Origin of the sequence: Sulfurimonas sp. (genome assembly GCF_029027405.1) — a bacterium.
GTDB lineage: Bacteria > Campylobacterota > Campylobacteria > Campylobacterales > Sulfurimonadaceae > Sulfurimonas.
Genome location: NZ_CP093396.1, coordinates 357255 through 370771 on the forward strand (window position 1 = coordinate 357255; position 13517 = coordinate 370771).

A 13517-nucleotide genomic window follows, 5' to 3' on the forward strand; every position below is an offset into this window, starting at 1 on the left:
ATGTACGCATACAAATCGTATATCAAAAGGCAAAAAAATGAAAAAAGATCTTCACCCTAATTTAGTAACTTGTTCTGTAACTTGTGCATGCGGAAACACTTTTGAAACAAAAAGTCAACAAGACGCAATGCGTATCGATATTTGTAATGAATGTCACCCATTTTTCACAGGTTCTGAAAGAATGGTAGATACAGCTGGTAGAATTGAGAAGTTTAACGCGCGTTACGCTAAAAAATAGTTGTTAACATTAGTTCCAACTCCGATTGGAAATATTGGCGATATATCGCTTAGAGCTATTGAAGTTTTAAGCGAAGCGGATGTTCTACTTTGCGAAGATACTCGCGTTACAAAAAAACTTATACACATTTTAAAAGAACGCTACAACACAATCTTTAAAGAAAATCAAAAATTTATCTCTCTTCATTCACATAATGAAAAAGCTTTTATAGAAAATTTAGAAATATCTTTTTTTGATGAAAATGTAGTTTATGCTTCAGATGCTGGGATGCCAGGTATAAGTGACCCAGGACAACTTTTGGTAGAGTATGCACAAAACAATGGTGTTGAGTATGATGTCTTTCCTGGAGCAAATGCACTTTTAACTGCTTTTGTAGCAAGTGGTTTTGTTGAGACAAAGATGCTCTTTTGGGGATTCTTGCCTCATAAAGGTCAAAATAGAGTTGCTTCACTTCAAGGTGCATTGTATAGTGGTTTTACAACCATACTTTATGAATCTCCGCATCGCTTAGAAAAACTTTTGTTAGAGATAGAAAAAGAACAGAGTGAAAGAAAAATATTTTTAGCAAAAGAGTTAACCAAAAAATTTCAAAACTATTTTTACGGAACTGCTGGCGAGATTTTAAGAACCATAGATGGTAATTTTAGAGGAGAGTGGGTAGTGGTTATAAAAGCTGATGTTGCTCAAAATAGCAGTGCCGTTTCTCAGAGTGATATACTAGAACTTGACCTTCCAAAAAAAGTTCAAGCAAAGCTCATCTGCAAAATAACAGGCGAAAACAGTAAATCTTGCTATCAAAGACTGTTAAAACTTTAAAATAAACACTTTTTTAGCTAAAATGTCTTCATGTTAATTTATGCAAAACAACCAATCAATTATATAATAAAAAATTATCCAAATAAAATAAAAACTTTGTACCTCGCAAAAGAGATAGAAAAAAAAGAATACTCTAGATTAATGAAGATGAATTTTGAAGTTAAGCGTATCCCCTCAGATGCTGCAGGCAAAATGTGTAAAAATGCTTCTCATCAAGGAATCTTGGCGGAAGTTGATGATTATATTCCACACTCAATGAATTCATTTTTAGATAAAAATTTTGTGCTAATACTTTCAGGATTAACGGATGTTGGCAATATAGGTGCTATTGTGAGAACAGCTTACGCTATGGGCGTTGATGGAATCGTTGTAAGTGGTATAAAGAATTTAAATCTTGAACCTATTTTAAGAACAAGCACAGGAGCATTATTTGATATGCCTTTGGCAATTGAGCATAATATTTATGATGTTATAAACGATTTAAAAACATCTGGTTTTTGCGTTTATGGTGCAGATATGAAGGGACATGATATCAGGAATACAAAGATAAAAGAAAAAAGAGTCTTAGTTTTAGGAAGTGAAGGAGAAGGTTTGAGTTCTCGTATAATTTCTAAATTAGATGAGGTTGTTAGTATAAAAATGTCACATGAGTTTGACTCTTTAAATGTTAGTGTGGCAGGAGCTATTTTGATGGATAGGATGAGAATATGAGTAATGGATTTGACAAGTTAAAGAGTATTGGTGCGCAAAAGATACATGAGCAAACACATATAGCTAGACATAATGCTAATGCTATTTTATATGAAAATTTTGACAATATGACAAAAATCCAAGCCTTAGGTTTTATTTCTATACTTGAGAGAGAATATGGAATGGATTTAAGTACTTTAAAAGAAAAAGCAGAGTTAGCTTTTAAAGTAGAAGAAGTTAAAGTTCAAGAAACCCCAGAAAATACAAAAGTTTTTGTTGCAGCAAAAAAGAAGAAAAATTATACTTTAATTTATGTTGGGATTGCTCTTCTTATCTTCGTAGTAGCAGTTTTCTTTACCTTAGAATTGTCGTCAACAGCGGCGATAAAAACTTCATCTCATTCTCTTGACAATAGAGCTATAGAGAGTGCAAGAGAGAATATTGAAGCAAGTATTACAGTTGAAGATCAAAATGAAACTTTAGAAATTGTTTTGACAGAACCAGAAGTTGTTGAAGTGGAAAAATCTTTTAAAATTATTCCTAAATCTCAGCTTTGGTTAGGTTATATAGATTTGTCAACATATAAGAAAAATCAAAAGTTATTTACTGATGAGCTTGACCTTGATCCAGAGAAAGATTGGATTTTAACACTTGGGCATGGTTATGTAGAAATAGCAATAAATGGAGAAGTGACAGAATTTACAGATAAATTAAATATAAGACTTTTATATAAAGATTCTAAAATTTCAAAAATAAGTTTTAAAGAGTTTAAGGAATTAAATAGAGGAAGTAAATGGTAAAGCTTCTTTTTGTCTTTCTTTTATGCATATCTGCTACAATAGCAGACGAAACAAAAGAGATAGATGCTTTAACACAAAAAATTCAAACTTTTATAGAGCCACAAGTATATGAGCAAAATAAAGCCTATATAAATATTCTTTTTACTCCCTCTTCCCAATACTATGTGGGAGAGAGAATAGATGCTGTAAAAGTTACCCAAACTTTAAAAGAAAATGGTCTTTTAAATTTATTCTTTAAAAAACCAAGTGAATTGATTTTGCATTTTAAAACTAGTGGTTCACCTCTGTTTTTTGTCAAAATTATGGGAGATACTCTTAGAAATATAGGTTATTATAGATATGTTACTAAAGAGTCAAACCTTGATAACAGTGAGTTTACATGGACGATTTCTCTTACTTCTGAGTATGCAACGGATCCACGTATTTTACAAAATGAATTAGCAAAAAGTGGTTGTAGTATTGTAGATATAGATCGTGAAAATCCAACAGAGTGGACATATATCATTGATATGAGAGATGGACGATTAAATGTTGAAATCCTAGAAGAAGACATGGAGATTAAGTTAAAACGCTCATTATATGCAAAGTGGGTAGATGTTTCAAATATAAAAAAGCTTCGTATAACTTCATCACCAAGAAATAGTTGGTATCCATATATCGCTTATTATGACAGTTCTATGCATCTTTTAAAAGTTATAAAAAGAGATAGAAGAAGAAGTAAAATGATTTTAAGTATGAAAGAAAATACCTATTATTTGAAAATTTCTGATATTTATACTCTTAAAAATATTAGAGATGATTTAGTTCTTACACCCATTGGCTCAAGGTAAAGTTTTTTTTCGCTAAAATATCGTCAATAATTTATAGGAAATAAATATGTTTGATGAAATACAATTTGATAAAATGAAAAGACTACCAAAGTATGTTTTTGCTGAGGTAAATGACCTTAAAATGCAAGAGAGAAGAGCCGGTGCAGATGTAATCGATTTTTCTATGGGCAACCCAGATGGAGATACTCCTGAGCATATAAGAGAAAAACTTGTAGAATCTGCTCAAAAAACAAAGACTCATGGTTACTCGACCTCAAAAGGTATCCCTAAACTCTTAAAAGCTATTGCTGATTGGTATAAAAGAAGATATGACTGTGATTTAAATCCAATGACCGAGTGTGTTGCAACAATGGGCTCAAAAGAAGGTTACGCTCATCTTACTTACGCAATAACTAATCCTGGTGATGTAGCTGTTGTTCCCGACCCAACTTATCCTATCCATGAATACGCTTTTATCTTAGCAGGTGGAAATGTTGTTAAGTTTGGAATAGAATTTGATGAACATTATAGAGTAGATGAAGATAAATTTTTTCAAGATTTAGAACGTGTATTTAAAGAAAGCTCTCCTAAACCAAAATATGTTTTAGTAAACTTTCCTCACAATCCAACAACAGCAACTGTAACTCAAGAATTTTATGTTCGTTTAGTTGCTATGGCAAAAGAAAAAAGATTTTATATAATTTCAGATATAGCTTATGGCGATATAACTTTTGATGGTTATGTGACTCCATCAATAATGAGCGTTGAAGGTGCAAAAGATGTAGCAGTTGAGAGTTTTACTCTTTCAAAGTCATACAATATGGCTGGTTGGAGAGTTGGCTTTTTTGTTGGAAATGAAAAACTTATTGGTGCTTTGCAAAAAATAAAATCATGGTTAGATTATGGAATGTTTACTCCGATTCAAGTTGCTGCAACTGTTGCACTAAATGGTGATCAGCAATGTGTTAGAGATATTACAGCAAAATATAACCATCGCCAAGAAGTGTTGATAGAAGCCTTTGATAGAGCTGGTTGGCATCTAAAGAAAAATGAAGCTAGTATGTTTGTTTGGGCAAAGTTACCTAAATGTACCCAGCATCTAGGAAGTCTAGAGTTTTCAAAAAGACTTCTGATGGAAGCAGGTGTTTGTGTTTCTCCTGGAATAGGGTTTGGTGCTTATGGTGAAAACTATGTTCGTATAGCTTTGATTGAAAATGATAACAGAATCCGTCAAGCAGCTAGAAATATAAAAGAATTTTTAAAACAGTTTGAAGAGGAAAAATAGATGAAACTTAGAGTAGAAAATCTTGCAAAAATAAAAGAAGCAGAAGTAGAAGTAAAAAACCTAACTCTTTTTGTTGGGCAAAATTCTACTCATAAAAGTTATATGGCTCATGTTATTTATGAGTTTTATAAAGAAGTATCTAATTTAAAAGACAATTATGGGATATTTTCTAGATTTGGAGCATTTATTTCTAAAAAAGTTCAACAGCAATATAAAAATGAAATTGAATACTTATTGTCTTTAAGAAGAGAGTTGACAGAAGAAATAGAAGAACGACAAATTGATGTGGATGAATGGCAAGATGAAGAGTACACAAGACTAAAGATATTTATAAATAAAGAAGATGAAAAATTAGTTGTTTTTTTTAATGATATACTTGATTTATTACTAACGGAATTAACTAAAAAAATTAATAATAGTTTTAATGTTGATAAAGAAATTTTAAAAAATTTATATATAGAGAATATGATGAAAATTTTGGATAGAGAATTTTTGTCTATTGCTTTTTCAACTCCTTTATCTCATTTTGAAGAAGAGCATGAAGAAGTTAGTTATAAAATAATTAATAATATAGTGAATTTCTTTTTAGATAATTTACATAAAAAATTAAATAATTATCATTCGTCATATTATTTTCCTGCTTCGAGAACAGGTTTTGTTTTAACTTTAGATGAAATATATGCTGGAATATTTAGAGATAAGTTTAGAGGTCAAGTAAGTGCAACAAGGTTAGGCGAACCAACTATTGACTTTATACAAACTTTTGCAGATATTAAAACAGGAAAAATTAACGAAAAAAATCTTTTTTCTTTTTTTAGTATAGATAAAAAAAATAGTGCAACTAGTGAAAAACTAATTAGTTTTCTTGAAAACAACATTATTAAGGGAAAAATAAAAGAGCAAAAAAATGAACAAGATTATACTAATTATTATCTTAGTGTCAACGGAATAGATTTAGAATTACACTTAGCATCATCTGCAACTTTAGAGACATTACCATTTATAGTTTTTTTAAGAAATATAGAAAAATTATCAAAAACAATTTTTGTAATTGAAGAACCAGAAGCACACTTACACCCTAAAGCACAAATTCAAATGGCTAAATTTATCATTATGTTATCAAATGCTGGTGCTAAAGTTTTGGTTACAACTCATAGTGATTATATTTTAAATGAAATAAACAATTGTATTAAACTTAATTCATTAGAAGAAAAAAATGAATTTGCTATTTCAAAAGATGATGTTTCAGCTTATTTATTTAAGAATGAAGAAAATGAGACAACAGTTAAAGCACTTGATATAGATAAATTTGGAATAGCGAATGATAACTTTGATGAAGTCCTTGATGAACTATTAGATAAAAGTAGTGAACTTAGTGAGAGAATATTAGATAATGATTGAAAAATTGAATTCTATTTTTCATTCTGCAACAGAGTGCAGGGAAAGAGGATATCCTTGTGCAATGGCTAAGAAAAATGTTAAAAAATTTTATAAGCCAGATGATGGAATAAAAGATAAAGATTTAGAGCAAAAACTTTTTACAGAACATCCACCTATGCTTAGTGATTGTGTAGCAGTATATGATGAGAGTAAAGTAGCAATTATTGAAATAAAGTGTGCCAAAGTAACAAATAGCATAATAAAAGGTGTTATTAAAAAATTAACAAATACATCTAAAATAATAACAAATAAAGAAGTAGTTGTAACAAAGTATATGCTATTGTACAAAAAATTTGAAGATAAACAGATAAATAAGATTTTAAGTACAAAAAGAATAGATGGAAAGCCTATAATTAGTAAAAAATATGAAAATAAAGCAATAGCAATTTAAGGAAAAATAATGGTAAAAGTTGGAATAATCGGTGTTGGAACTGTTGGAACAAGTGTAGCTAAAATACTAAAAGAAAATGCTGATATTATTTCTGCTCGTGCAGGACAAGAGATAATTGTAAAAAGTGGAGTCGTTAGAAACCTAAAAAAAGATAGAGGTTTAGACATCAAACTTACAGATAATGTAGATGATATTTTAAATGATGAAGAGATTGATGTAGTAGTAGAGCTTATGGGTGGAGTTGAAGAGCCATTTGAAATCGTAAAACGAGCATTAAAAAGCGGTAAAGCAGTTGTAACTGCGAACAAAGCACTTTTAGCATATCATCGTTATGAATTACAAGCAATAGCTAAAGATATAGCTTTTGAGTATGAAGCATCTGTTGCTGGAGGCATTCCAATCATCAATGCTCTTAGAGATGGTTTATCTGCAAATCATATAGAGTCAATTGTTGGAATCATGAATGGAACTTGTAACTATATGATGACTAAGATGACAAATGATGGTGTTGATTATGACTCTATCTTAAAAGAAGCACAAGATTTAGGTTATGCAGAAGCTGACCCTTCGTTTGATGTTGGTGGTTACGACGCTGCTCATAAACTTCTTATCTTAGCATCTATTGCTTATGGCATAGATGCTAAACCTGAAGATATCTTAATAGAAGGCATTCAAAATGTGAGTCAAGATGACATAGCCTTTGCTAAAGAGTTTGGTTATGCCATAAAACTTTTAGGAATCGCAAAAAAAGATGCTAATGAAGTAGAGCTTAGAGTTCATGCTTGTTTGATTAGTAAAGATGAAATGATAGCAAAAATAGATGGTGTTATGAACGCTATTAGTGTTGTTGGCGATAAAGTTGGCGAAACGCTGTATTATGGACCAGGAGCTGGTGGAGATGCAACTGCAAGCGCGGTTGTTGCAAATATTATAGATATAGCAAGAAGTGGAAAGTCTGCTCCGATGCTAGGCTTTGATAAGGCTTTTGATGGTAAGCTTACCTTAAAAGCGACAGATGATATAAACTCAAAATACTACCTTCGTATAAATGTTTCGGATAAGGCAGGAGTTCTAGCAAAAATTACTAAAATATTTGAAGATAATAATATTTCAATAGAAACGATGCTTCAGCGCCCATCTTTAGCATCTTCTGCAAACTTACTGATTTCTACTCATATTGCATTAGAAAAAGATATTCAAAAAATGATAAAAGATATGGAAGCTTTAGAGTTTGTAAACTCAACTCCTGTAATGATTAGAATAGTTTAAAGGAGAAGAGCATGGATAATATTCAAACAATAGATAGTGTATGTACTTACTGTGGGGTTGGCTGTGATATAGCAGCGAATGTCAATACCGATACTAACAAGATTGAAAAAATATTTGCCCATGCAGATGGAGTTGTTTCTCAAGGTAAACTTTGTATAAAAGGTAAATATGGCTATGACTTTGTAGATTCTCCAGATAGACTTAGAATACCAAGAATTAAAAAAAGTTTTTTAGAGAAAAATCCAACAATAAAAAATGTAATAAGCTCAAAACTTGTAGATTTTAATGATGAATGGTATGAGTGTGATTTAGAATCAGCTACAACGGCAACAACACTCAAACTAAAAGAGATACAAGAAAACTATGGTAGAAAAGCAGTTTGTTCTATTGGTGGGGCTAGAACTTCTTGTGAAAGTTCATATCTTTTTCAAAAGTTTACTCGCCATACTTTAAACTCTCCTCATGTTGATAATTGTGCAAGAGTTTGTCACTCTCCTTCTCTTAGTGGTATGAGAAGAACTATCGGTGAAGGTGCTGCTACAAATCCTTATAATGATATCTATAACACAGAGTTTATGATTGTTATAGGATCAAATACAACAGAAGCACACCCAATCATAGCGAATCGTATCCTTGATGTTGCTAGAAAAGATGATAATTTAGCTGTTTTTGATGTTAGAGAAATTAAGCTTCATAGAACAGCAAAATACAAAGCAATTATCCCTCATGAAGCTAACCTTCTTGTTTTAAATATGTTAGCTTATGTCATTATAGATGAAGAGCTATATAGTGAAGATTTTATAGAAAATAGAACAAATGGTTTTGAAGAGTTTAAAGAAAGCATTATGAGTGACCCTTTTGCAAATCCTGAATATTTTAATGAAATAGAAGGTTATGAATACCTTTGTAAAATGATAAGAAAAGTTGCACGGGAATATGCACTTAAAAAATCAATGATTTTTTGGGGCTTAGGAATCACTGAGCATTTGGACGGTTCTTATGCAGTTATGGCTATAACTCATCTTGCTTTAATGACAGGAAATGTTGGAAAACAAGGAGCAGGTCTTATGCCTCTTCGTGGTCAAAACAATGTTCAAGGAACCTGTGATATGGGAATGCTTCCTTATTATGCACCTGATTATCAAGAGCCAAAAGAAGTTGGTCTTATGACTCCTCAGCTTGTTGATGAGATGCTCCAAGGAAGGGTTAAAGCTATTTTAAATATTGGAGAAGATTTAACTCATATACATCCAAACCTAAATAAAATAGATAGAGCCTTAGAAAAAGTAGAACTAATAATGGTCCAAGAACTTTTTATGACAGATGTTGCACAAAGAGCAGATATTGTTATAGGTGTAAAATCAGCTTATGAAAAAACTGGTGTTTATGTAAATGCTATGCGTAGGCTGCATCTTAGCCAACCGCTTGTTAAAAGTGATCTTCCAGATGACTGGGAAGTTTTACAGATGCTAGATAACAAGATGGGTGGAACCTATAACTACAAAAACTCAAATGAGATTTGGGATGAAGTAAGAGAAGTAGCATATCGTCGTTTTAGTGGTGCTTCATATCTCAGACTAGAGCGACATAGAAAACGAGGTTTACAGTGGCCTGTCCATACAGAAGATACACCAATCCTTCATCAGTTGGACTTTAGAACAGAAGATGGACTCGGACAGTTTTTATATAAGCAGTATAAGCTTCGTGGAATGATACAAGAGATAACTACAAACACGCTAACAGGTTATCACCTAACAACAGGAAGAACACTATCCCAGTATAACAATGCTTCTCAAAGTTCAAGAACACATAGTTTAAATAAAAGATATAGTGAAGATATCTTACTTGTAAATGAAAATGATGCAGCCGACTTTACGGCACAAAGAGTTATCTTAAAAACAGAGTTTGGTCAAACAACTCCACTAACAATAAAACTGACAAAAAAGATACAACCAAAGACTTTATTTGTAACTTTCCACCACGCAAAATCAAAAATAAATGCCCTATTTGGAGACAAGTGTGATGAACTAATAATGACTGCTGCGTTTAAATCTATTAAGGTTGAGGTTATTAACTGCTAATAATATTGACACATCATTTTGATTGATGTATAATAATACTATAGTATTATCAAGGAGTGTGTTATGTTAGCAATAAGAGAAACAACAAGTATAAAACTTGATAAGCAGATAAAAAAAGAAGCTAAAGAAGTTTTTGCAAAACTTGGCATAAGTATGGGTGACGCTGTAAATATGTTTTTAGCCCAAGTATCAATGACTAAAAGTATTCCGTTTGAGATGAAAATTCCAAACGAAGAAACTAAAAAAGTTTTTCAAGATATACTTAATGGAAAAAATATTGAAAAGTTTGATATTGAAGAACTTAAATAATAAATGAAACTAAAAAGACATAAAAAGTTTATAAATGATTTAAGTAAAGTTAAATTTTCTAATTCACAATTTGAAAAATATATAAAGTATTTGGGATATTTTCTCAAAGATATTGAATTGCCAACGGAATCAAAAAATCATCAGCTAAAAGGCGAGTATTTAGGTTTTAAAGAATTTCACTTAGGTGGTGATTTATTAGTAGTATATTATCAAAATGCAGATGAGATTATACTAGCGAGAATTGGAACTCATTCTAAACTTTTTAAGTAAACGAGGTTAAATAATATGAGTACAAACAAAAAAATAGCACTTTTTATAGATTGTGAAAATATAAGTCACAAACATATAGAAGTAATAATAGAAGAGTTGGCTAGTTATGGTGAAGTAAATATCCGTAAAGCTTATGGAGATTGGAAAAACCCTTCTTTGAATGGTTGGAATGATAAATTATTTGATTATTCACTCGAGCCTATTCATCAACCTCCATATACAACAACTAAAAATGCGTCTGATATTAAAATGACTGTTGATATTATGAAAGTATTGTGTCAAAATAATAGTATTAATTATGTTGCATTAGCTACTAGCGATAGTGACTTTACACCACTTATAACAGAAATAAAATCTCAGGGTATCCAAGTTATTGGGTTTGGAGAGGAAAAAACAAGTAATGTTTTACAAAAGGCTTGTAGTGAATTTATTGAAGTTGGTGTAAAAATAGAAAGTAATAATATAGAAAAAAATAAGAAGTTGATAAATATACTTTTAAATGCAGTTCGTCAAAAAAAAGGGGATGATGATTTTGCCTATGTAGCAGAAGTTGGCACATATCTGAAAAATCAAAATTCTTCTCATGCAAATAAGTATGGCTTTAAAACATGGGGTGAAATTTTTAAAAACCTTAGTAGTGTTTTTGAGATTAATATGCTAGAAAAGAATGGAAAAAGAAGTATAATGGTTGTAAAAATTAAATAGGCTAAATAATATGAGTCGAGCCAAAGGAAATGTAGCAGAAGACAAAGCTTATAAGTTCCTTGATGAAAATGGCTTTATGATTGTAGAGCGAAATTTTTACTCTCGTTTTGGCGAGATAGATATTATCGCATCTAAAGATGAAGTCCTCCACTTTATTGAAGTAAAAAGTGGACTTGATTATGAGTCTGCTATCCAAAACATCACTCCTTCAAAACTTCGTAAATTTATAAAAACTCTAAATGTTTACATGAAAAAGAATGCTCTTGATGTTGATTTTAGTGTAGATGCTATTGTTATAACTCCTGAAAATATTGAGCTTGTAGAAAATATAACTTTTTAAAATAAGATTTCTTTATTTAGGCTTAAGTTATTGGTAAAGAGTTATATATTATAATCTAATAATAGATATTTATAAGGCTTTATAATTTGAAAAACGATATATATTTAGATATTAAATTAAAAAAAAAGTATATATATATATTTATTTGTATAAGCTTTTTATTATTACTAAGTAAATATTTATACCTAGACAATAGTATAGAAAAAAATATAAATTTATTTTTAATTTTTTCTATACTGTTATTTGTAGTTCTTGCGCCAATCTACATGCTTTTTAGAGATATTAAACTAAAATCAGAAATAAATAAAGAATTATTGGATATAGAGGAAAAAAATAGACTAGTTCCATTTGAGATAGCTATGGATTACTCTCAAGAAGCTATTCATTGGTTTACAAAAGATGGAAAATATATCTATGTAAATAATGCAACTTGTGAAATGGATGGATATTCTAAAGAAGAATTTAAAAATATGTATCTTAATGAGATTGACAAGAATTTTAAAAAAGAAGATGTGATGGCACTGATGCAAGAGATAATAGACACTCCCAATTGGTCAATAACATCTACACATACAAGAAAAGATGGAAAAGTAATCACATTAGATATTACTGGGGATGGATTCAGATATAATAATAAAGACTATATCTGTGCTTTTGCAAGAAATATAACAAAAAAAGTAGAGTATGAGAAAAATATATCAATCGTCAACAATAAGTTAAAAAAATCACTTAAAGAAAAAGAAATATTATTAAAAGAGATACACCATAGAGTAAAAAATAATATGGAAATAATTAATTCTATACTTAATATACAAGTAAGAAGAGCAAAAAATGTTGAATTTACCAGTATAATTAATGAGGCTCAAAGTAGAATTCACACAATGGCTTTAGTTCATGAATATCTATATTTAGGATATGACCTCTCTTCTATTAACATTAAGTTATATATTACAAAACTATTATCAGATATAAAATCTTCATATTATGAAGAAGGCAAAGATATAACAATAGATTTAAATATTGATTTATTTTACATGTCAATGGATAAATCTATACAGATAGGTATGGTTATAAATGAGATTTGTATAAATTCTTTTAAGTACGCTTTTAAAGAGAATACTCTAAATTTACTGTGCATACATCTAGTTAAATCAGAAGACCATATAATTCTTAAGATTAGAGATAATGGAGATGGCTTAGAAAATTTAGACATATTAAACAAGAGTGGTTCTATAGGGATGCAGTTGATTAAGTCAATAGTTGAAGATCAATTAAATGGAGAACTATTACATAGAAACAACAATGGCTTGGAGTTTATAATTACATTTACAGTAGAAGGAGATAAAGATGAGTAAAATAAAAATTATTATTGTAGAGGATGAACCAATAATTGCCTTAAACCTTAAAGAATCATTGGAAGACTTAAATTACAATGTTTGTGGAATAGCTTCTAATAAATGTAAACTAATGAAAATAATAGATAAAAAAATAATTCCAGATATAATTTTAATGGATATTAATTTAAAATCAAAATTTAATGGTATCGAAATAGCAAAGGAATTTAAAATCAGTCATCCTTTTGTCCCTATAATATTTCTAACAGCAAACTCCAATATTAGTATAATAGAAGATGTAACAGATACTGTTTCGTATGGGTATATCATAAAACCATATAAATTACACAATCTTCAAGCCTCCATAGAATTATCAATAAAAAAAATTAAAAAATTAAAAAATAGTGAAGATATCAAAAAAGTTGAGCTTTTTTCTCCATATGTATATGATAAAGAGAAAAGAATCTTGCTTGAAAATAATAAAGAGATTAAATTAACAAAAAATGAAACTCTCTTGATTGAAATATTGTGCAAAAATAAGTATGTATATATTTCTCAAGAGTTTATAGAAAATACTATTTGGGAAAATCATCCAGCTGGGATGAATGCTTTTAGATCCTTGATTTTTAGATTAAGAAATAAAATAGATGAAGATTTAATCATAAATCAAAAGGGATTTGGATACAAAATAAGATTAGATTAAAAATTGTATTTATAAATGTAGCCACATCACTTCGCTT

16 protein-coding genes are annotated in these 13517 nt (G+C 29.9%); all 16 read left to right on the forward strand.

Annotated features, from left to right (window positions below):
• Positions 1-37 precede the first annotated feature (37 nt).
• The 16 genes from rpmE (at position 38) to MOV42_RS01915 (ending at position 13480) form a co-directional block, all read left to right on the forward strand.
• On the forward strand, positions 38-238 hold the full coding sequence (gene rpmE / locus MOV42_RS01840; RefSeq protein WP_324172118.1) for a 50S ribosomal protein L31: 201 nt from the start codon (positions 38-40) through the stop codon (positions 236-238).
• The gene (rsmI, locus tag MOV42_RS01845) at positions 239-1054 is read left to right on the forward strand and encodes a 16S rRNA (cytidine(1402)-2'-O)-methyltransferase (RefSeq protein ID WP_324172119.1); all 816 of its coding nucleotides are present in this window, start codon (positions 239-241) and stop codon (positions 1052-1054) included.
• 30 nt (positions 1055-1084) lie between these two features.
• Positions 1085-1765 (forward strand): 23S rRNA (guanosine(2251)-2'-O)-methyltransferase RlmB, encoded by a 681-nt coding sequence (gene rlmB, locus MOV42_RS01850; protein ID WP_324172120.1) that lies wholly within the window; start codon positions 1085-1087, stop codon positions 1763-1765.
• Positions 1762-2544, forward strand: a complete 783-nt coding sequence (locus tag MOV42_RS01855) for a hypothetical protein (RefSeq protein ID WP_324172121.1) — start codon at positions 1762-1764, stop codon at positions 2542-2544. Before rlmB ends, MOV42_RS01855 begins: the two co-directional genes overlap by 4 nt.
• Positions 2538-3374 carry a hypothetical protein gene (locus MOV42_RS01860; RefSeq protein WP_324172122.1) on the forward strand — a complete coding sequence of 279 codons (837 nt, stop codon included), beginning with the start codon at positions 2538-2540 and terminating at the stop codon, positions 3372-3374. The genes MOV42_RS01855 and MOV42_RS01860 overlap by 7 nt, the downstream gene beginning before the upstream one ends.
• A gap of 46 nt (positions 3375-3420) precedes the next feature.
• The gene (locus MOV42_RS01865) at positions 3421-4638 is read left to right on the forward strand and encodes an LL-diaminopimelate aminotransferase (RefSeq protein WP_324172123.1); all 1218 of its coding nucleotides are present in this window, start codon (positions 3421-3423) and stop codon (positions 4636-4638) included.
• On the forward strand, positions 4639-6039 hold the full coding sequence (locus MOV42_RS01870) for an AAA family ATPase (protein ID WP_324172124.1): 1401 nt from the start codon (positions 4639-4641) through the stop codon (positions 6037-6039). It abuts the gene before it with no gap.
• Positions 6032-6469 carry a hypothetical protein gene (locus tag MOV42_RS01875; RefSeq protein ID WP_324172125.1) on the forward strand — a complete coding sequence of 146 codons (438 nt, stop codon included), beginning with the start codon at positions 6032-6034 and terminating at the stop codon, positions 6467-6469. Before MOV42_RS01870 ends, MOV42_RS01875 begins: the two co-directional genes overlap by 8 nt.
• A 9-nt stretch (positions 6470-6478) precedes the next feature.
• Positions 6479-7738, forward strand: coding sequence for a homoserine dehydrogenase (locus MOV42_RS01880; protein WP_324172126.1), 1260 nt, complete (start codon positions 6479-6481; stop codon positions 7736-7738).
• An 11-nt stretch (positions 7739-7749) separates the two neighbouring features.
• Positions 7750-9819 carry a molybdopterin oxidoreductase family protein gene (locus MOV42_RS01885; RefSeq protein WP_324172127.1) on the forward strand — a complete coding sequence of 690 codons (2070 nt, stop codon included), beginning with the start codon at positions 7750-7752 and terminating at the stop codon, positions 9817-9819.
• 63 nt (positions 9820-9882) lie between these two features.
• Positions 9883-10128 carry a type II toxin-antitoxin system RelB/DinJ family antitoxin gene (locus MOV42_RS01890; RefSeq protein WP_324172128.1) on the forward strand — a complete coding sequence of 82 codons (246 nt, stop codon included), beginning with the start codon at positions 9883-9885 and terminating at the stop codon, positions 10126-10128.
• Positions 10129-10131: 3 nt separating this feature from the next.
• Positions 10132-10398: a type II toxin-antitoxin system YafQ family toxin gene (locus tag MOV42_RS01895; protein ID WP_324172129.1), complete on the forward strand. Its 267-nt coding sequence runs from the start codon at positions 10132-10134 to the stop codon at positions 10396-10398.
• A 15-nt stretch (positions 10399-10413) separates the two neighbouring features.
• Entirely contained in the window at positions 10414-11103 is a 690-nt protein-coding gene (locus MOV42_RS01900) for an NYN domain-containing protein (protein ID WP_324172130.1), read from the forward strand.
• Positions 11104-11113: 10 nt separating this feature from the next.
• Complete coding sequence (locus tag MOV42_RS01905; RefSeq protein ID WP_324172131.1) at positions 11114-11443, forward strand: YraN family protein; 330 nt, start codon at positions 11114-11116, stop codon at positions 11441-11443.
• An 86-nt stretch (positions 11444-11529) separates the two neighbouring features.
• Complete coding sequence (locus MOV42_RS01910) at positions 11530-12798, forward strand: histidine kinase dimerization/phosphoacceptor domain -containing protein (RefSeq protein ID WP_324172132.1); 1269 nt, start codon at positions 11530-11532, stop codon at positions 12796-12798.
• Entirely contained in the window at positions 12791-13480 is a 690-nt protein-coding gene (locus MOV42_RS01915) for a DNA-binding response regulator (protein WP_324172133.1), read from the forward strand. Before MOV42_RS01910 ends, MOV42_RS01915 begins: the two co-directional genes overlap by 8 nt.
• Positions 13481-13517: the final 37 nt, after the last annotated feature.

Bases quoted from the DNA above. Each gene is read 5' to 3' on its own strand.
- rpmE (WP_324172118.1), top strand. From the start codon at position 38: ATGAAAAAAGATCTTCACCCTAATTTAGTAACTTGTTCTGTAACTTGT.
- rlmB (WP_324172120.1), top strand. From the start codon at position 1,085: ATGTTAATTTATGCAAAACAACCAATCAATTATATAATAAAAAATTAT.
- MOV42_RS01855 (WP_324172121.1), top strand. From the start codon at position 1,762: ATGAGTAATGGATTTGACAAGTTAAAGAGTATTGGTGCGCAAAAGATA.
- MOV42_RS01860 (WP_324172122.1), top strand. From the start codon at position 2,538: ATGGTAAAGCTTCTTTTTGTCTTTCTTTTATGCATATCTGCTACAATA.
- MOV42_RS01865 (WP_324172123.1), top strand. From the start codon at position 3,421: ATGTTTGATGAAATACAATTTGATAAAATGAAAAGACTACCAAAGTAT.
- MOV42_RS01870 (WP_324172124.1), top strand. From the start codon at position 4,639: ATGAAACTTAGAGTAGAAAATCTTGCAAAAATAAAAGAAGCAGAAGTA.
- MOV42_RS01875 (WP_324172125.1), top strand. From the start codon at position 6,032: ATGATTGAAAAATTGAATTCTATTTTTCATTCTGCAACAGAGTGCAGG.
- MOV42_RS01880 (WP_324172126.1), top strand. From the start codon at position 6,479: ATGGTAAAAGTTGGAATAATCGGTGTTGGAACTGTTGGAACAAGTGTA.
- MOV42_RS01885 (WP_324172127.1), top strand. From the start codon at position 7,750: ATGGATAATATTCAAACAATAGATAGTGTATGTACTTACTGTGGGGTT.
- MOV42_RS01890 (WP_324172128.1), top strand. From the start codon at position 9,883: ATGTTAGCAATAAGAGAAACAACAAGTATAAAACTTGATAAGCAGATA.
- MOV42_RS01895 (WP_324172129.1), top strand. From the start codon at position 10,132: ATGAAACTAAAAAGACATAAAAAGTTTATAAATGATTTAAGTAAAGTT.
- MOV42_RS01900 (WP_324172130.1), top strand. From the start codon at position 10,414: ATGAGTACAAACAAAAAAATAGCACTTTTTATAGATTGTGAAAATATA.
- MOV42_RS01905 (WP_324172131.1), top strand. From the start codon at position 11,114: ATGAGTCGAGCCAAAGGAAATGTAGCAGAAGACAAAGCTTATAAGTTC.
- MOV42_RS01915 (WP_324172133.1), top strand. From the start codon at position 12,791: ATGAGTAAAATAAAAATTATTATTGTAGAGGATGAACCAATAATTGCC.